Source organism: Prosthecobacter sp., assembly GCF_044378005.1.
Taxonomy (GTDB): domain Bacteria; phylum Verrucomicrobiota; class Verrucomicrobiia; order Verrucomicrobiales; family Verrucomicrobiaceae; genus Prosthecobacter.
The window spans coordinates 16876-35050 of record NZ_JBILYB010000061.1 but is presented as its reverse complement, the minus strand read 5'-3'; the positions used below and the strand labels follow the sequence as shown (position 1 = coordinate 35050).

Annotated in this window: 11 protein-coding genes and 2 pseudogenes; 5 read left to right on the top strand and 8 right to left on the bottom strand. The window is 60.4% G+C overall.

The window, feature by feature from the left end; all coding sequences use genetic code 11:
* From AC6FTP_RS13495 to AC6FTP_RS13465, 7 genes and pseudogenes are all read right to left on the bottom strand, one after another.
* A pseudogene (locus tag AC6FTP_RS13495) lies at positions 1-256 on the bottom strand (hypothetical protein); the annotation flags it as partial.
* 6 nt (positions 257-262) lie between these two features.
* The gene (locus tag AC6FTP_RS13490; protein ID WP_395720912.1) at positions 263-643 is read right to left on the bottom strand and encodes a BlaI/MecI/CopY family transcriptional regulator; all 381 of its coding nucleotides are present in this window, start codon (positions 641-643) and stop codon (positions 263-265) included.
* Positions 644-714: 71 nt separating this feature from the next.
* The gene (locus AC6FTP_RS13485; RefSeq protein WP_497207437.1) at positions 715-1773 is read right to left on the bottom strand and encodes a hypothetical protein; all 1059 of its coding nucleotides are present in this window, start codon (positions 1771-1773) and stop codon (positions 715-717) included.
* Between the two features lie 60 nt (positions 1774-1833).
* Positions 1834-2190, bottom strand: a complete 357-nt coding sequence (locus AC6FTP_RS13480; protein WP_497207436.1) for a hypothetical protein — start codon at positions 2188-2190, stop codon at positions 1834-1836.
* 4 nt (positions 2191-2194) lie between these two features.
* Positions 2195-3565, bottom strand: a complete 1371-nt coding sequence (locus AC6FTP_RS13475; RefSeq protein ID WP_497207435.1) for a sulfatase — start codon at positions 3563-3565, stop codon at positions 2195-2197.
* A 246-nt stretch (positions 3566-3811) separates the two neighbouring features.
* Positions 3812-4123, bottom strand: a complete 312-nt coding sequence (locus AC6FTP_RS13470; protein ID WP_497207434.1) for a TMEM14 family protein — start codon at positions 4121-4123, stop codon at positions 3812-3814.
* Positions 4124-4206: 83 nt separating this feature from the next.
* The gene (locus AC6FTP_RS13465) at positions 4207-4680 is read right to left on the bottom strand and encodes a hypothetical protein (RefSeq protein ID WP_497207433.1); all 474 of its coding nucleotides are present in this window, start codon (positions 4678-4680) and stop codon (positions 4207-4209) included.
* 122 nt (positions 4681-4802) lie between these two features.
* On the opposite strand from AC6FTP_RS13465, the gene AC6FTP_RS13460 reads away from it, so the two are divergent.
* The 5 genes and pseudogenes from AC6FTP_RS13460 to AC6FTP_RS13440 all read left to right on the top strand — a co-directional run.
* A complete protein-coding gene (locus AC6FTP_RS13460) occupies positions 4803-5054 on the top strand; it encodes a hypothetical protein (RefSeq protein ID WP_497207432.1) in 252 nt (83 codons plus the stop codon).
* Positions 5055-5072: 18 nt separating this feature from the next.
* Complete coding sequence (locus AC6FTP_RS13455; RefSeq protein WP_497207431.1) at positions 5073-5423, top strand: hypothetical protein; 351 nt, start codon at positions 5073-5075, stop codon at positions 5421-5423.
* Positions 5424-5445: 22 nt separating this feature from the next.
* Positions 5446-6396 (top strand): ATP-binding protein, encoded by a 951-nt coding sequence (locus tag AC6FTP_RS13450; RefSeq protein ID WP_497207430.1) that lies wholly within the window; start codon positions 5446-5448, stop codon positions 6394-6396.
* A gap of 205 nt (positions 6397-6601) precedes the next feature.
* Complete coding sequence (locus tag AC6FTP_RS13445) at positions 6602-7489, top strand: alpha/beta hydrolase (RefSeq protein ID WP_497207429.1); 888 nt, start codon at positions 6602-6604, stop codon at positions 7487-7489.
* A 116-nt stretch (positions 7490-7605) separates the two neighbouring features.
* Positions 7606-7737, top strand: a pseudogene (locus AC6FTP_RS13440) (pirin family protein); the annotation flags it as partial.
* A gap of 6 nt (positions 7738-7743) precedes the next feature.
* Here the strand turns inward: AC6FTP_RS13440 and AC6FTP_RS13435 are convergent.
* Positions 7744-18021 carry a Calx-beta domain-containing protein gene (locus AC6FTP_RS13435; RefSeq protein ID WP_497207428.1) on the bottom strand — a complete coding sequence of 3426 codons (10278 nt, stop codon included), beginning with the start codon at positions 18019-18021 and terminating at the stop codon, positions 7744-7746.
* Positions 18022-18175: the final 154 nt, after the last annotated feature.

The following is an 18175-nucleotide window of genomic DNA, read 5'->3' as shown; positions in this document are numbered from 1 at the left end:
CCGACTCCTGCGCCACCATCACCGGCACGGGCAATGGCGCGGGCGCTGTGCGAACGATGGAGCCGACACTCCACTGACTCTCAGGGAACGCGGGTGTCAGAAGCACCAACAGCACCGGCAACCACAGCGCATAGCGCCAGCGGGCGGGCACGCGATGGCGCAGCAACACCTGCAAGCCAATCACCACGACAGAGAGCAACGAAGCACGGGCGCTGGCGGTGAGGAGCCAGTCAAAGAGGTGTGCGAGTGTTTCCATGGCAGGTCAGGAGTTCAGAGATTGATCGAGGATTTTCTTCAACTCGCGCACCTCCTCGGCGGTGAGTTTGCTGTTCTGCGCAAAGTGGACGAGCAGAGGCTTGGCCGCGCCGCCGAAGATGCGCTGCATGAAGGACTCGCCCTCCGCACGGACACAGGCCTCGCGCTTCACGGCGGGCAGGTAGGTGCGTGTGCCAGAGCTGTTCTCGCCCGTCTTGATCGCGCCCTTGTCGATCAGGCGTGTGAGGAGCGTGCGCACCGTGTTTTCGGCCCAGTTCATGGTCGGGCGCAGGGTTTTCGTGAGCTCAGAAGCGGTCTGCGGAGAAGACTCCCACAGAGCTTCCATCAGGCTCCATTCGGATTCGGAAATGTCAGGCAGGGATGGCATAATGGAAGCATATCACTACATTTGTCGGGATTCAGCAACTACAAATGTAGTGATTCGCAAAGAATCTTCCATCAGCGCTCCGCCTGCCGCTGCGTCACCAGCCACTCCATGGCCTTGAGTTCACCCTCCACCTGAACGCGGCGGGTGAATTGGCTCAGTTCTGACTCTGTCATTGTGGGCAGCAGTTCGGTGTGGCTTTGGATCACCGATTTGATGCGGGCGATGCGCTTGTCCATCTCGCCCAGCCTCTCCACGACGATGCGTTGATCGCCCGGCACGAAATCAAAGACATGAAGCTGGTTCAGCAGCTTGCGCTCCATGGAGACACTGATGAGCTGGTTGATGAGCAAGTCTCTATCCCCGCGTCCGCCCACCAACTCGGCGGCCTTCATGCCAGAGCGCCCCAGTGATTCCGCTGTGGTTTGATCACCCCGCTCTTTGGCGGCCACCATCGCCTCCGCTATTCCTGCGCTTAACTTCATCACCTCGCCGCTCATCACGGGCGTTTGCGCCATGCCCAGCCACTCGGCCTCCATGCCTCGATAGCCCGCGCTGCGATACGCGTCGGTTATGCCGGATTGCCACGTTTCACGAAAATCATTCATGCGTGTCGATTCGAGTGCCGACAGCTCCTTCATCGCCCCATCGAGATCCCTGCCATCGAGGGCCGACTTTGCAGCCAAAAGATAGCCCAGCGAGTTGCCGGGATCGTGCTCCTTCAGGCGTGCGATCCATTCCCCGGCCTCTGGTCTGCCGCCACGCTTGATGAGCAGCGCCGCAGCGACTCGCGGGTCGTCAGGAAAGCGCTTCGCCGCCTCATCCAACCACGTTTCCCCGCTTTCACCAAGCATGGATGCCACGATCAAACTCAGCGCATCGCGCCCACGCGACTCCACATAGTGCTCGATCTGCTCCGGTGTGAGTTTGGCAATATCACCGTTTAGCATGCGCTTCAGGAAATCCGGCGTCTGCCCTGCGGAGACCGTGTGTTTCACGTCCACGGTTTTTCTTGACGATTCCGGCTTCGAGCGCCGTTCTTCCATCTGTGGACGGGCGGCAGGCCAAAAGACGACCGCCGCGAGAGCGAGAGCGCCCAGCGCAGCTAAACCAAAGTAAAAGCGAGGAGCCATGTTCACGAAGCAAGGACGGATGAGCGATAGTTTATTGTCTATTCCGCCCAAGTTTTGATCTCAAGGCTTGATGCTCGATTCCACCTTCACGCTGAAGTCAGGCGCTACGGTCGCGGTGACCCGGTAGTGCGGCGATGCCTCCAGGTACCCATTCTCCGGCGGGCTGTATCGTGTTCCGTTTGCTTCAAAGGCAAGCCGCAGGCCCGAATCAGCTGTCGGGCGCACTACCGTTCTCTCGCTACCGCCTGGAACGATGTCGCGCAGCTTTTCCGAAAAGCCTTGGCCGGAGATCACCACATTCGTGATCGTAACGCCCGAGTTGTTGCGCACCGTCACCTGCGGATGTCGCGAGCAGCTCGGCACTCCCGATACCAGCAAGAGCGACAGACAAAAGCAGGCGAGGGATGAGGCATTCATCCTGTTATTTTACTGCGGCCTTTCGAGGAGACAACGCTGTCATCGGGCCAAACTCCAAGTCTAACAGGCTGTGTAGTCGCTTCACCAGCGGCGTGTGCTCGGGGTTCGTGATGACGTTGTGATACTCGGCCTCGTCGGTGCTGTGGTCGTAGAGTTCGGCGGATCCGTCGCGCCGTTCGGTGAGGCGCCAGCGTTGGGTGCGGACGGTGCGGCCGTTGCCCCATTGGCAGAAGGCACCGGGTTTGCCTTCGGCTTTGGGGTCTTTGATCTGCGGGAGAAAACTTTTGCCATCGAGCGTGTCGGGCGTGGGCAGTCCGGCGATGTCGCAGAAGCTGGGGAAGAGATCGAGCAACTCGACGATGCCGCCTGCTTTTGCGCCTTTGGCTCCCTGCGGATGGCGCACGATGAGGGGAACGCGCATGACTTGCTCGTCGATGCTGTGTTTGCACCATTGGCCGCGCCAGCCGAGGTGATAACCGTGGTCGCTGGTGAAGACGATGAGGGTGTTGTCGAGCTGGCCTTTGGCACGGAGGTGATCGAGCAGGCGACCGATCTGCTGGTCGAGCGTGGTGACGGCGGCGTAATAGGCGCGGAGACCTTCGCGGTGATGGGCCTCGCTCATTTCCATGCCGGGCTCTTGCAGCAGAGAGCCGGGCGGCAGGGGAGTGGCATCGGCGGGTGTCGTTTCAGGGGTGAACTTCCCCGGATCATGCTGGTCGTAAATCGCGCGGGTGCTGTCCCAGGGCACATGCGGCGTGTGAAAACCGATGGCGGCAAAGAAGGGCTTTGAGGCATCGCGTTCTTTGTTGAAGAACTGGATCATCCGCTCCGTGCGCACCCAATCACCCATCGCTTCCGGCGAGTCCGCCACGCGGATGAGAGAGACGCGTTTCCGCTGCTGGCCGAGGTCTTCATCGAAGAAGGTGTTTTGTGTGGGCAGCTTCGGGGCCATGTCCTCACGCTTCACACGCACGTCCCAGGCCTTCGGATCGGTGTAGGCGTCATTGGGGTCGTCGTGATCAATCTTGCCGATGGCGGCGGTTTGATAGCCGTGCTCACGGAACCAGCGGCCCATCGTCATTGTGTCGGGATGCTCGATGAAGTGATTCGCCTTCGCATGGCGGGTGTTCAGCCCGAGCATGAACGAAGTGCGGCTGGGTGTGCAGACCGCGCCCTGGCAGTAAGCCTTGGTGAACACGACACCTTCGCTGGCAAGGCGGTCGAGGTTCGGCGTGATGGCCGCCTTGTCGCCGTAACAACCGAGACGCGTCGCGAGGTCATCGGCGATGATGAAAAGGATGTTCGGCTTTGATGGCTCGGCGGCGACTGGAGGCACCCCTGAGGCAGCGAGGAGGAAGAGCAAGAGACTTTTCATGATTCGGACTATTCTTCTGTGCCCATTCTTATGTCGATTTGAGCTACTTCAGCTTCTCCGCATGCACCGCATAATCGAGTGCGGCAACAGTGGAAATGACGAGGATAAGGAAAGCGGATCGGATCATCCTGAGAATACGGGGAACCCTTCAAACACTCGACAAAGCTGTTTAGGCATGAGAGCCAAACGCGATCGTGAGCGCAAGCGGCGATGAGGGCCGGCACACCGTAAATGAAAGTTTCCGTTTTAATGATCGTCAAATCCCGCCAGCAGGCCGCTGGTCGCAAGCGCTGCCAAGGCCATGAGGCCACTAGGCATGAACTTACGACTCACCCACCAGCGGCAGCCAAAGAGGCAAAAGAGACACCCGATCATGAATCTCGCGACCGAGCGGGAAGTGGTTGCGCCGAAAAATCCCAATGCGGCGAACGCCAGAAGGGCCGCGATAAGGCCACTCGTAAGCAGCGACACCCGACTCCCAGCTTTGAAGTAACCGACCAGTCCCCCAGTGAGAAGCACCGCGATAAAACCCCATAATACCCCATCAAAATTGGTCACGGTGGGGAGATTTCCAGTTTCACCCATCCATTGCAAGGAGAAAGGAATGCAGGCCGAAAGGGACTGAAATGGATTGGCTGTCGTCAGTTTGCGGGTGTGGAGTTCATGGTCTTCCGCGTCGGAGAATGCTTTGTCACAGCGGATGCCCACTTACGCCACAAGACCGCGCAGACGGCCCCGGAAACAATGCCGGGGACAAGGAAGGCCGCAGCCATAAGGGCGTGATCGTAAGCAAGGACTTTTTCAGTGAGGAGAAATGCCCAAGCTGCAAGGGGCAGGGACGAAAGAAAACCGGCGCCCGCTCCCACCCGCGCAACGGAGGCCGCGCGATGGACGACATGCGGATGGCGGCCCACGACCCATGCAAACAGCAATCCGGAAACCGCCGATGGAATGAGACCATAAACATAGGCCATGAACAACGCAGCCACCGCAATGCCGATCCCCTGGGCGTCGCGATGGAAGGCGGCGAGAGTGAGGATCGTGAGAAGAAACGGCACGGCTGCGGCGGCCGGGCCGATCAATGCGAAGAAGGCGATTGTTTTTGCGCGTGACATCAAGTTCAGATCAGATTGCTAGGAATTTCCTTTTATTGCTAGGTCGTGTTTGAAAACCTGATGATGGGCAAAATGGCTGTGATGGATTAGAGGTGGGAGTCGATGAAAACACAACGCTTTGCATGGTGGGGGCCGCTCAAAGAGCGGCTCAAAAAAATGGTGCACTGAAGCTGGGTGGCAGGCCGCCAGCAGGGCTGATCGAAACGAAGGACGCCAGGCTGATGCGCGACCTGCGCGACTTCGCCAAACAGTGGGACATCAATATCAAGCAGCAGGGGTTTATGGAGGTGTTCGTGCGCCAATATGGTGCTGCAAACGGTGCGACAACGGAAGGCACGGTGACGAGGCAAGGAGACGGCCCGCAAGGGCAATGAACCTGAACCCACCTAACCATGAGCAAGAAAGACATGATCGAACAACTGCGCCAACGCCTTGCCAGCAACGATCGCTGGGCACTGCGCGCCCTGATGCGCATCTACCAGAACCAGACCGCCGACGAGCAGTGCCGCGAAACCACCATTGAACGCAACGGCATCGGGTTCACCGGTCCCGATGCAGAAATCCTGACCAGCTTCGCCCGTCAGTATCAGAGGCGCGGATGCCTCAGCCCCAAGCAGATGATCATCCTGCGCCGCCACATCCCAGCCTATGCACGCCAGATCGTGCAAGGCAGCGACACCACGCGCATCGAAGCTGCACTTTGCGGCACTGTAACTACGCAACCTGCGGAGCCTGTAGCCTGAACCCAAACTCCACACCACCACCATGCCCACACGAACTGCCCCTGAAATCGAACTGCCACCCGATGCCGCCACCGCCGATGACCACCGCAACCCGCGCCGCCGAAGACGTGATGAAGAGGAACCGCTCCCTGATGTGGGGTCACTTGTGCAGCCGGAGCCCCGCCACGACCTCGACAAGATGATCCTGCATCCTGAGGTGAAGACCGACATCCATGCCGGCCTGCGAGCGCTGGGGATCCGCGCCGACCTAGATCGCATCTGGAACCTGAGTAGTATCCAGCCGCAGCAAGGAAAGTGCATTTTGAACTTCTACGGTCCACCCGGCACCGGCAAGACGCGCGCAGCCTTGGGCATCGCGCTGCGTCTCGGCAAGCCGCTCTACCAAGTGGATTACAGCGCGGTCATATCGAAATACCTCGGTGACACCGCCAAGCACATCAAAGCCGCCTTTGCCGCCGCCCGTGACCACGACGCCGTGCTGTTCTTCGATGAAGCCGACAGTCTGCTCTCCAAGCGCGTATCAACTGGCGAGTCCTGCTCCACCAGCATCAACCAGAACCGCAACTGCCTGATGCAGGAACTGGATCGGTTCGATGGCGTGGTGATCGTGACCACGAACCTGTTCAAGAACTACGACCCCGCATTGCTCCGCCGCATCCAGCGCCACATCAAATTCCGCAATCCAGACGCCTCCATGCGCCGGGAGCTGTTTGCCCTCCATCTCCCCAATCCCGCACGGGTGCAGGCTGATTACGCGGTTCTCGCGGAGCTATCGAAGGGACTTAGTGGCGGGGACATCCTGAATGTGTGCGTGAATGCGATTCATGCGGGCAGCACGGATGCAGACACGTCGAAGTGGCAGGTCACGCAGGAGACGATGGAAAGGGAGATCAAGAAGGTGCGGAAGGCGAAGACGGAGCACGCGGGAGAGAAGGGCAAGAGTCGGCGGAGGATTGGGTTTCAGCCGGGCTGATCAGCGGAGAAATAGCTTTTGAAGGGGCCGGGTCGAGTTGGCCCTGGACGTGGAGCGGAGACGGGGTGTGAGGGGGTCTGGCTTTGCCGATCCCGATATGGAGGCCCTGCGGCAGAAGGTGAACGAGATGACTCTGAACGGGCTGAGGTAGATTCTCAGCATCGCGGGCGTAACGAGTATCGCCTCACAACGCCCGCCTTTTGCCATGCTGAAATCTATTTCCGTTCTCCTCACCGCCCTGCTGCTCGCGCCACTGGCCGCGCCCAACGCCGTCTGGGGCGGTTTGCACGCTGCCGAACCGATTTCGCTCCCGCTGTGGGAGACGTCGCCACCTGGCCTTGTCGCCAACGCCGCGCCTGAAACGACCCCAAACGGCATCACGACCTTCAACGTAAGCGTGCCGGGCATTAAGGTCTATCTGCCCAAGAAGGGTAACGGCATGGCAGTGGTGTATTGCTCCGGCGGCTCGTATCGCTCCGTGTCGCACCTCAGTGATGCAGTGGGCAACGCGGAGTTTTTCGACTCACAGGGGATCGCGCTCATAGTGGTAAAGTATCGAACCCAGCCGCCATCACGAGGATACGACGCAGCGCTGATGGACGCACGACGCGCGATGCGCCTCACACGGCATCACGCACCGGAGTGGGGGGTTGATCCCGCCCGAATCGGGATGCTTGGTGGGTCAGCCGGAGCGCATCTGATCCTGCGCGTGGCCACAGGTGAGCATGGCGGCCAGCCGGAAGCGCAGGACCCGGTCGAGCGCGAAAGCTGTCGTCCGGCGTTCGCCGGCCTGCTTTGTCCGTGGCCTGGCACGAACAAGGCGGGAGATTTTTCCATCACGAACGAAACGCCGCCGATGTTTCTGTGCTCCGCGCGGGATGATACGGTGGCACCCACTGCGTTCGCGGAAGGCATAGCCCGCGCGTGTGAGAAAGTCGGAACACAATCCCGACTTTGGATCATTGAGAAAGGCGGCCACAGGTCGTTTCGGCTCGGAGTTCAAGGTGAAGGCGCTCAGTGGGCCGGACGATTCACCGAATGGCTGAAATCTCTCCCCTTTAGCCCACTCCAGACTAGTGCGAACAAACCATGAAACACATCCTCCTAGCCGCCCTGCTGCTCACTGCCAGGAAATGGCTTTTGAAGGGGCCGAGGCGAGTTGGCCCTGGATGTGGCGCGGAGACGGGGTGTTAGGCGGTCTGGCTCCAGCTCATCAAAGGCACGGTCACGATCAACGGCACCACGCTCAATCCAGGCGATGCCGCCAGCACCGACGACACCGGCACGCTGACGCTCACCGCCAGCGAAGACGCCGAAGGCCTGCTCTTCGACCTCGCGTGAGCGGACTCAGGGTTCCCCTTCGAGGCTAAAGACCACACCGTCAGGCCAGCCGAAGGGGAACACTCCGGCATTTGTCACTGGCTTAAACCACAGACCGCCTGTGGATATGAAGCCGGGAGTGGACTCGCTCCAACCCAACATCGTCGCCAAGCTCCCGGCCTTGGCATCCAGCAGCTCATGAAGAGCCATCTGGCCTGATTCCTGAAGGTCGGCGGAAGCGGTCACCTTGGATCCATCCGTCAGTGTGCCGACGAGATTCAGCACACCAGCTTTGGATAAGGTGCCCACGAGCAGGCTCGTGGAAGTACTCGGGTATCCGGACGTCCCTGCCTCCGGAGTCACCTGCGTGAGTGTCGTCTGATAGCGCCCGCCGTTGCTGAGCAAAGGCGAACTCGTGGGCAGCGTAGCACGCTTCCGACCACCGCTGAAAGCGGACATAGCCGCCACGCTCGTGCGGGTTTGCTCGCCTACTTGGCCCATTAAGGTGCGTAGTGTCAGATTGAACTGCATCGTGAGCACGAGGCTCGCGCGACCTGCTCTCGGGATGATCAATGCATCAGCGCGCTCTTTGCCAAAACGTGCGCCACCACTCGGATGCACGAAACCCGTGAAGGCATGACTCGTCTCGCCAAATTTAAGCGTGCCGGTGAATGATGCCGTAGGCGTCAGCGTCAGCGAGATAAGCCCATGGTTGTCCTGCGTGCGCGGCACGCCGATCCCTGAAACGACAAGCCCGAAATAGCTACCTGCATTGGCTTTGCTTATTGGCGTCGTGGCAAAATGGGCCGTGATCGCCAAGCCTTCGCTCATGGTGAAAGTGAGTGCTTCCGCCTCGCGGAGGACGCTCGGACCACTCCAGTGATCAAAAAGAAAGCCAGGCTTCGCTTTGGCCGTGACTGTGTAGCTCTTGCCCACCTCCAGCAGCGGCAGATTGCCTGAAACGGTGCCACCATCCGCAGGCGTGATCGTTAGCGCCATCGCCCGCAGTGGCACGAAGGTGAAGGAACGCACGACTTCATTTGAGATGATCCCACGCGCGTCCACGGCACGCACGCGCACGGTGTTTGCGCCGGCGACGGCTGGAACGACGAGGCTCCATTTTGCACCCGTGCCTTTGGCATCGAGCGTGGTCACGGCATCGGCAAACGTGCCGCCATTCAATGACACCTGCACTTTGCCGAGTCCTTTGTCATCGGCGGCACTGCCCGTGAGTGTGACGGCGGGCAGAACGATGCGCGCTGCTTCCGCCGGTGAAGTGAGTATCACGGTCGGAGCCTTCGTGTCGGTTTCGAGTATTCTTGCGGTCGCTACATTGGGCAGACCGAGCGAGATGGCTCCAGTCGCTTCAGATAGATTCAATGTGAAACTCTCGTGAGTCTCGATGCGACCATCGTTGTTCAAACCGACATCAATCGTGCGTGATCCCTCGCCATCGGCAAAGGTGATGACCTCATTCACCGCGCTGTAATCACTGACCGACTTCGCGGTGCCATCGCTCGTGCGCAGGCGGACGCTGGCTGAACCAGCGCGGCTGCCCGTGCGCAGGAGAGTGACTGACAGATTGGAGCCTTCCTCCAGCGCTTCATAAGCAGAAGCGCTGAAAAGGATCTGGCTCGTGCCGGTGGACTGGATGGGCGTGCTGTCTGTGTCCGTGTTGTTTGAAAGCGTGATCTCACCTCCGCCACTGACACTGCTGGTCACGCTCGCCAATGCTGGAGCTGTGGCCGCGATACTGACCGTGAGTGTCAGCGGTGGATAGTTCGTGCCCGCTGCCAGAGGATCGTTTCTTGTGGCGATGCCCTGGCTGATCGTCCAGCCCGTGCCTGTGAGGGAGGTCGCCGTCAAGCCAGCGGGCAGTGTGGTCGTGACCGTGACGGGTCCAGCGGTGGCAGTCGTGCCGCTGTTGCGCGCGGTGATCGTATAGCTCGCCGTGCCGCCTGCGGTGAAGGTGCCGTTGGGAGTCAATGTGACGGTCATGTCGGCTGTCTGACGCACCTTGAAGTCTGCCTGCACCAAGGCACTCCATTCGCTGGAGTTGAGCGCACGCACCTTCAAGGTGCGATTGCCCGTGCCCGTGAGATACAGCGGCGTCGGAGTGTTTGTCCGCGTGATGACCAGCGAGGCGCTGAAGCTGATGTCACTGCTGCCCGAGTCCACCTGATGCACTTCGGCGGCTAGCACGTTTGAGCCCGTGACGAGCGCTGCGACATCGATGGGAAAGTCAAAGTAGGCGTTCTCATCCGGCGCACCACCGCTGGCATATTGGTTGTGCGCGGGATTGCTGCCGATGTTCGATGACCGTGCCACCTCGTTGCCATTGAGATACAAGATCACCGCGTCATCATACTTCACCCGCAGTGTCGCGGCGGTGATGCCGGTGACGTCCGCCACATTGAAGCTCGTGCGGAAGTAGGTCGTGGCATTCTTTTGAACTCCAGCCGCCAATGAATCGACATCCACAAAGGGAACCGTCGTCGTCTCATCGCCATCGCCGTAACCAAGTTCAGCGGCACCGCTGGACCATGCGGCGTCATCAAAGGTTCCTGCCCGCCAGGCGGTTCCCTGATTGCTGCCATCGGCCAGATACTTCCAGGTCTGGGTCAAAGGCAGCACCGTGGTGGTTTCCGTGCTGCTCGTGTAGGTCTGCGCGGCGGGATTCACCGAACCGCCGATCTGACGTGGATCACTGCCATCGAGCGTGTAATAGATGGTGCCGCCCTGGCCTGTGATCACGACTTCAGCACCGCTGGAGATCGGGCCTCCGTGCTGGCTAAGAGTGGGTGCATCGAAGCTCGGATACAGCCCATCCGCACGCAGTTGAGCCAGCACACGGCTGCCACGCTCCGGCACATAGTTGTCGATGACATAGCTGGTCGCATTCAGCCAGTCCAGGCGGGTCAAAGGTGTGTCTGCGCCGCGTTTCGCATCTCCCCAGCGGGCGGATTCGGCGATGATGACCTTGTCCAGCAGCGCTTTGCGGGCACGCATCCGGGTCTGCACTTCCTGCGACGTCAGCGCCCCTTGTCCAAAGAGATGCTTCTGCACGCGGTCCGCCCATTGGATTCGATACTCGGCATTGGGCCGCAGATCGTGATGAATGAACATCGGGTTGTAGGTCTCCACCAAAGTGGGGTCTGCGGAAGCGAAAGGCCCTGTGCGGTCTTCATCGACATTGAAGAAGGTGTGCTCGAAGTCATGGGCCAGGAAGCGGAAACCGCCGAAGGTGCCGAGACGATTGCGCACGGCGAACCAGTTGTTGGCACGCGAGTCTCCAAGGAAGGCGGAGGTGGCTCCATCCAGATTGCCCGTCCAGAAGGTGAGCAGCATGTAGTCGATGAGGTTGTCCACCTCCAGCAGCACGGGGTCGGTCGTCGGTGTCACGCCATCGGCGGACTTGCCGCAGAGGGCGAAGAAGTTCGCACTCGTCGGCGAGGCAGCATGGGCGCGGGCTTTCACTCGCAGCGCTTCCCAGGCATCGAGATTGCCATCGGTGACGCCGGTGATGTAGCCCTGATCTTGCTCGCCTTTCACTGTGTCGTAGTCGTCCGAATCACCACCGAGGTAGCTTTCGGCAAAGTTCGCTTCAGGGCGCTCATCCGAATCATAGAGGCCCCAATATTGGCCATTGAGATAGAGATGATAGTAGCGGCTGCGGCTGTAGGGCTGGCCCATCGCGCCCTGGAGTTCACGCGTGCTTTCTTCGCGGATGAAGGTGTTGTTGCCATCGCCACCGAAGGACCAGGAGTAGTTCTGCGCAGTGCGGAAGTCGATCTTGTCAAAGCTGGAGGCCCCCTCGCTGCCAAAGAGCGGGTAGTTCAGCTTTGAGGCCCCATATTCGCTGCGGAAAAAGAGACGCAGCGCGTGCTTGGGATTATCTCCACTTCGGCTGAAGCCACCGCGCAGACGCAGGCCACAGTTGATCTCAAAGCCACCGCCAGGGCCACTGTCGCCGATCACCTCCACGGAGGCAGGGCGCTCCCAGGCCTCGCCACGGCCGTATGGGTTAACCCAGATGCCTGCGCTTTCATCGAAGAGGTTCGGCAGATCCGTGACGATCGAGACTGTCGGGATGGCCGTGAGAGCTGACTTGACCTTGTCCACACCACCGATCTCCGGGTTCGTGCTGTTCACGATGTCAGGGTCCATGCCGTAGTCAGCCACTTGTCCATTCACCGTGCCCGCAGGCCAGCCTGCTGCAGGCCGGGCACCCGTGGCGGACTGACGGATGATGTCATTGAGGAAGAGATAACTCTGCGTCAGCACCGGTGTCGGCTCAAAGCCGCTGCGGTAGCCGATAGCGCGGACGATGCTCGTCTTGCTGATGGAAAGGGGGCGGCTGTAAAGCGTGCCATGCGTGGCCGTCGGCGTGGAGCCGTCCAGCGTGTAGCGGATGCTCGCTCCGAGCGTGGGCGTGCTGATGGCCAGTGCGATGGGGCTTTGATAAAAGCCGTGCTTCTGACTGAATACGAGCGGAGCCAGGGTTCCGGCAAAGGCAGGCACGCCATTGAGTGTGCCCGGTGTGGCCGTGATCACGGAGTCCGCCGGGCGGAAGAAGACCGCATTGCCCGCCAGACCTGCGGTGGCGCTCAACTCCGGCAGGATGAGGAAGGAGGAGTCCGCCACCGCATCATTCATCCCATGCACCGCCAGCACATTCCTGCCGGTAACAAGCAGTGGGATCTGCGCAGAGAGGTCGATCACCTCGGAAGTCAGCGTTTCCGTCGCAGAGCGGTTGCCTGTGGCGGCGGAATCAAAGACGGGAGTGGCAGGTGCATTTCGACGAGCGACCTCCGTGCCATTGAGATAGGCCACAAAGCCGTCATTGTAGCGCATTTGCAAAGTCAGGCCCGTCAGCGAACTGATGCCTGTGGCGGTGAATGGCATCCGCAGGTAGCAGCTCGCATTCTTGCTGCGCATGGCGGCTTGCAAATGGGTGCCGATGAAGCTGCTCGCGCTTCCCGTGGCCGTGATTGGCGTGGTCACGACGGGCAATCCTCCAGGACCACCGACGAGCTTAAAGTCGGCGTTCCAGGTCGTGTCCGTGCCTGCTTTGGCAAAGAACTCCACGCAGTCGCCACCACCGCCTTCCCACATGATGATCTCCACCGTGTGCGGGCCGGCAGTGAGTGTCACTGGGGCTCCGAGATTGTCCTGCGGACCATGATTCGAGTCGTCCGTCATCACCGCCGTGCCATCAATCCTGATGCGGCCTCCATCATCGGAGTTCAGGCCGAAGACGTAGCTGCCTGTGGTGGGGATGGTGATGATACCCGTGGCCTTAAAGGCATAGGGTTCGGCGGTGCCATTGGGCAGGGCGGCATTGTCGCCGTAGTTGCCGTCACTCCCATCGCCGAGGAAATTAATCATCGGAGCGATCACCGTGGCCTCGCTCAAAATGTTCGCGTGACCCTTTGGCAAAGCGAGGACTGCCTCACAGGTGGCGATGCTATTCACCCCACCGAAACCTGATCGTGCAGCGACCTGTCGCACGGTGAAGCCTGGCACCCCGACGCCAAAGCCGAGCCCCGTTTTACCATTGCTCCATGAGCTATCGGCGAAGTCTCTGGCAGTCCAAGTCGTGCCGAGTGAGTCGTTCGTTGGCACGCGATACTTCACCGCTGTGCCTTGAGATGCCAAAGCGCGCCCTGTGAAATTGATGCCGTAGCTCTCGTCATTCGCCTGGGCCGGATACATGGGCGAAAACTCGTGCTCCACCGCCACACCATCAGGCCGCACCAGCGCCAGATACTCACCGCCTGCACTAAGATTGAAGTTCGTGTGCAGAGGCTGGCCGGGCACGCGACGGTTCTTGCTGCTGGCCCACACAAGCATGAATTGCCTCGAACCCAGCGTCACCGCAGGGAAGCGCCATTTCGACAGCGTGGTGGCACTGTCCGTGAGGCACCAGTCGGTGAGATCGACATCATCGAGACCGGGATTGTAGATCTCGATCCAGTCAGAAAAGGCTCCGTCTTCATCGGCGATGGTCGTTTCATTGTTCGCCATGAACTCGGAGATCACGAGTGTGAGCCGCGGATTAAACTTCGTCTTCAAAGTCACCGCACCCGACTGCCCGGAGCCTGTGATGACCTTCGGCTTACCTGGGATGAAGTGCCCGAAGCCGCGTCGGTTCGTGCCCTTCTGCAAAATGACGCCGATGTAACTCGCGGCGGTGCCGTCTGCGTGGGCAAAGGTGCCGCCGAAGTGCCCCGTGGCTGCGGTGAGCCTCATCGTGTAGCTCGGATCAGTCGCGGGGATCTTCGTCACCAGGTTCTTGGGAGAAACGATGAGCTCCTTTTGGATGACGCCAGCGAGGGCACCTTGAGTGAAGCTCAGCAGGACATTCGCTCCCGTAACTTCACTGAGGTCTGGCAGCACGCTCTCACCCACAGGCACCACGAACCTCGCGCCGATGAGCGGCAGCGTCACACCTTCCGGCCAGCCAAAAGGATAGTTTTGCGCTCCGGCAATCACTGGCTTGAACCAATGCAACGCCGTGCTGCTGAGATCTGTGTCTGGCCGCGTGTGATCGATCGTCAGCCAGCCATTGAGGGAGCCCGCCCCCTTTTCCAGGGCGACATAGATCGGCAAAGTCAGGTCAGCACTTGTTGCTGCGCTCGTTGTGAAGCTCGTGCCATCTGCCAGCACTCCGACGAGGTTTGCCACGCCCAGCTTATTGAGCTTCATCGAGCCCACTCCATCTCCCTGCGGATACTGAGCGGAGGTCAGCCCAGTCGTCTGCGGCTGCGCGGGCATGGCCCAGGTATAAAAGGCTTCCGTCGCCATGCCTGCATGGCGATGAGCCTCCAGGGTGGACAGTGGCTCCGATCCGCCACGTGTCTGCCGCCTCAGTGTGCCAGTAATTTTCTTCGTGCCAGTAGGGCTGAGGTCTGCGGCAAAGGCGAGCACGTAGCCCGCGCTCGGACTGCGTGGCAGCAGCAGCGAGGTCGCAAGCGATGCTCCGAAGCGGGCCACGCCAGTCGTGTCGAGCACGCCATTGAACGGCAGGCTGGCTCCAGCGATTCGCAGCGTACCGGTGAAGCTCCCAGTCGGCATGAGCTTCACCTGCACCGCGCCTTCATTTTCATGAGAAGGCGTCACGCCACTGTCCGCGCGTAGAAGGCCGCTGAAGTCTCCAATCACAGATGGGAGGAAGGGATTATCCACCGCATTCGCCGTGATCGTCAGTCCCTCGACCATGGTGAAATTCAGCGTCGTGCTCAGCCGCTGCGCTTCGGTCAGCGTGAGCTGCGGCGATGACCAACCGTTCCATACCTTACCGGCAGCGGGCTTAGCCGTGAGCGTGTAGCTTTTCGTTAGCTCGAGGGCGGTGAGCGGTTCGGCAGGTCGCAAAGTCACTCCAGTGCCATTCACGAGTGTCAGCGGACGCCTCACGACATAGCTGAAGCTGCGAATGACCTCGTCCGTCTCGTTGCCACGAAAGTCGGATGCCTTCACGCGGATCTCATTCAAGCCGGGAACCGGACTCACGGGCAGAGAAAAGGTCAGTTTGCCGCCGCTGGCAGGAATCAGGCTCGCATCAGCAAAGCTTGCTCCATTGAGCTTCACCTGCACTCGGCGGACTTGCTTGTTATCACTGACTTCGCCGGAAACACTGACGGCTCCTTCGTTTAGGCGTTCATTGGCTTTGGGACTCTTGATCACGAGCTTGGGGTCCGTCGTATCGGGATCGAGGATGAGCACGCTGGCCGAAGAGGTGCCGCCTAAAGCCGCGCCACCCGTGGGTAAACTCAAGGTCAGGTTGAAGGTCTCGTTGGGCTCAGAAATGGAATCGCTGAGCAGAGGCACGAGCACCGTACGGCTGATCTGATCATCGGCAAAGTTGATCACGGTATTCAGGGCGGTGAAGTCCGCGCCAGAAGTGGCGGTGCCATTTGTTGTCGTCACCGTCACTCCGACAGCCCCCGTGCGGCCAGAGGTGCGAGCGATGTCGATGCTCAAACTGGGTTCTTCCTCATTAACGATGAAGCTCGCTGCCGTGAGCGAGAGCACTCCAGGCCCAGCTCCGAGGATGGAAGTCGTCGTGCTGGCAGTGTCGTTCGCCGCATTGGCATCACCACCACCAGCGACCCTGGCCACACTCGTCACCGAGGTCGGAGCATTCGTGGCGACGGCGACTTGCAAGGTGAGGGGTGGGTAGCTTTGTCCCGCAGCCAAAGAGTCACTGCGCACAGCACTCACGCTCTCTCCCGAACCATTCATGATGACCCAGCCCGTGCCGGTGAGCGAGGTAGCTGTCAGCCCAGCGGGCAGGGTTTCACTGAAAGCCACGCCGCCCTGGCTGCTACCCGTGCCGACATTGGAGATCGTGATGGTGTAACTGGCGCTATCGCCAGCCTGGAAGGTGCCGTTCGCCACATTGCTCAGAGTCAAATCACTCGTGAGCACCTCGGTCGTGGCAGCGGTGGTAGAGCTGTTGTTGGTCACATCACTTTCCACGAGGACGTTTGAAGGCACCGGCCCGATGGTCGCAGCGCCGATGGGAGCCGTGTAGGTCCCATCTGCGGCTGCGGTGATACGCACCGTCAGCGTCGTGCTGCTATTGGCAGCAAGCGTACCATCAAGATGCACGGCGCCAGCGGCTTCACTGGCGGTGAAACCTGATCCACTACCACTGACAAAGGTCAGGCCGGCAGGCAGTGTCAGCGCGACCCGCAGCGAAGAAGCTTCAGCGAGCCCTTCGTTTTCAGCGATGAGTGTGTATTCAAAGCCACTCGATCCAGTGAGTGCCGCTGACGGAGCACTGAGGCTGACTTTGAGATCAGGCGCATGGCTCACCACAAGGTCCGCAGCGGCTGGGGAGCTGTTATTGGCCTCTTCGGACTCATCCACGAGGCTCAGCAGATCCACGACGGCGGTTCCCGTGCCGAGCGTGTAGGTGGCAGCGCTCTCCGTGGTGACTTGAACACTGAACGTGACCTCACTCTGAGCTGCCAGCGTGCCGCCAGTGAAGCTCAGCACAGCACCTGCCATGGTGCTTTGAAAGCCTGACCCAGTCGCTGTGTCGCTGACATAATTCAGGCCCGCTGGCAGGGTAAGCTGACCCCCGACTTGATAGGCCGTCGCACCGCCACCATTCCGCACCTTCACGCGCAGTTGAAACGGCTCACGTGTAAAAAGAGCCCCCACCGGGCCAGCCACCTCGACCGTGAGATCAGGCCTCTGCGGAGCGAAGGCGATGCCGCGAAAAGCGGTGTTAGTCGCCGCCGCTGCCAGCAAGGTCGGCGTGCCACTCAGCGTCCCGCTGCTGCCGCTGGAGTCGGTGAGCGTAACGATCTCCCCACCTCCGACGGCTGCACCGCCCCCCTTCCTCACCGCATACAAGATGACATCGCTGCCCTGTTTCGCTGCCGTGAGTCCACGATACAGATCCGCCGCTACTCCGGCACTGCCGCGAGCCGTCCACGTCGTGCCATCAAAGCTATATTTGAGTAGGCCACCCGAGGTCGTATTGTCATCAGCGATGTAGAGCGTGTCCACGCCTGTCATTCCTGCATCCAGATCTAGCAGCGCAAAGGCATTCGGGCTTAGATTCACCGGATAACCCGGCAGTGTCGTGATGGTCTGAGAAGCCGTGATCGGCAAACCGGTGCCCACCGTGCCGAGCCGCACTGTTGAGCCATTTCCTGACGACACATAGAGCTGCCCGCCGAAGACCGCTGGCTGGCGCAGGTTGTTGTTTGTCGTGCTGAGCTGCATCGAGGTAGTGGTTCCGAGCGCTGAGACAAAGCGCACGCCGCCGGTCGTGCTGTTGCCATTGCCTGCCACCCAGAAACGCAGACCATTGTCGGAGGTGACGCCACGGAAGTTGTTGGCATCGTAGGCGTCCGCCAGCGCCGTGCTGGTGTCGATCACACCCACTGCATCGACACGTCCGATGACACGATTCACCGTGGCCGAAGTCGTCCCCGTCAGCGAGGTAGTATGCGGCGGCGTGGCATCGTAACCCGGCAGCAGCAGATACCGGCCATCTGCCGAGCGGGTCATTTGCCCCTCCGATGCCGCTGTGCCACTCGCCACCAGTCTCTTTTGCGCACCACTCACCACCGTCGGCAGCGGGATGGACTGCACCAGCGCACCGGAGGCCGTGTATTCGTCGAGAAACACCGGATTCCCCGTATTAACCAGGCTGCCCGTGCCCGAACCGATGCGATACACGACCAGATTCCCCGCTGCGAAAGGTGCCGCCTCTATTCGCGGCGCACCCGAGATACAAACAAACAGACAGAGGACGAGAGAGGAGCAGATAGAGCGGTCAGACATGAATGAGGCTTCAACACTTTGGCGGGCCAGCCTTCCTTCTGACAGAAAAACTTCTGTCTGATAGGAAATTGCTTTTGCGGATGCCGGGTCGAGTTGGCCCTGGACCTGGCGCGGGGACGGGGTGTGAGGGGGCTGTCGCAGCGCAGCGGCTTCT

What these genes read in the sequence shown, in the direction of transcription:
- AC6FTP_RS13485 (WP_497207437.1), bottom strand. Translation starts at nt 1,773, where the DNA reads ATGGCTCCTCGCTTTTACTTTGGTTTAGCTGCGCTGGGCGCTCTCGCT.
- AC6FTP_RS13460 (WP_497207432.1), top strand. Translation starts at nt 4,803, where the DNA reads ATGGTGGGGGCCGCTCAAAGAGCGGCTCAAAAAAATGGTGCACTGAAG.
- AC6FTP_RS13455 (WP_497207431.1), top strand. Translation starts at nt 5,073, where the DNA reads ATGAGCAAGAAAGACATGATCGAACAACTGCGCCAACGCCTTGCCAGC.
- AC6FTP_RS13445 (WP_497207429.1), top strand. Translation starts at nt 6,602, where the DNA reads ATGCTGAAATCTATTTCCGTTCTCCTCACCGCCCTGCTGCTCGCGCCA.
- AC6FTP_RS13450 (WP_497207430.1), top strand. Translation starts at nt 5,446, where the DNA reads ATGCCCACACGAACTGCCCCTGAAATCGAACTGCCACCCGATGCCGCC.
- AC6FTP_RS13465 (WP_497207433.1), bottom strand. Translation starts at nt 4,680, where the DNA reads ATGTCACGCGCAAAAACAATCGCCTTCTTCGCATTGATCGGCCCGGCC.
- AC6FTP_RS13435 (WP_497207428.1), bottom strand. Translation starts at nt 18,021, where the DNA reads ATGTCTGACCGCTCTATCTGCTCCTCTCTCGTCCTCTGTCTGTTTGTT.
- AC6FTP_RS13490 (WP_395720912.1), bottom strand. Translation starts at nt 643, where the DNA reads ATGCCATCCCTGCCTGACATTTCCGAATCCGAATGGAGCCTGATGGAA.
- AC6FTP_RS13475 (WP_497207435.1), bottom strand. Translation starts at nt 3,565, where the DNA reads ATGAAAAGTCTCTTGCTCTTCCTCCTCGCTGCCTCAGGGGTGCCTCCA.
- AC6FTP_RS13480 (WP_497207436.1), bottom strand. Translation starts at nt 2,190, where the DNA reads ATGAATGCCTCATCCCTCGCCTGCTTTTGTCTGTCGCTCTTGCTGGTA.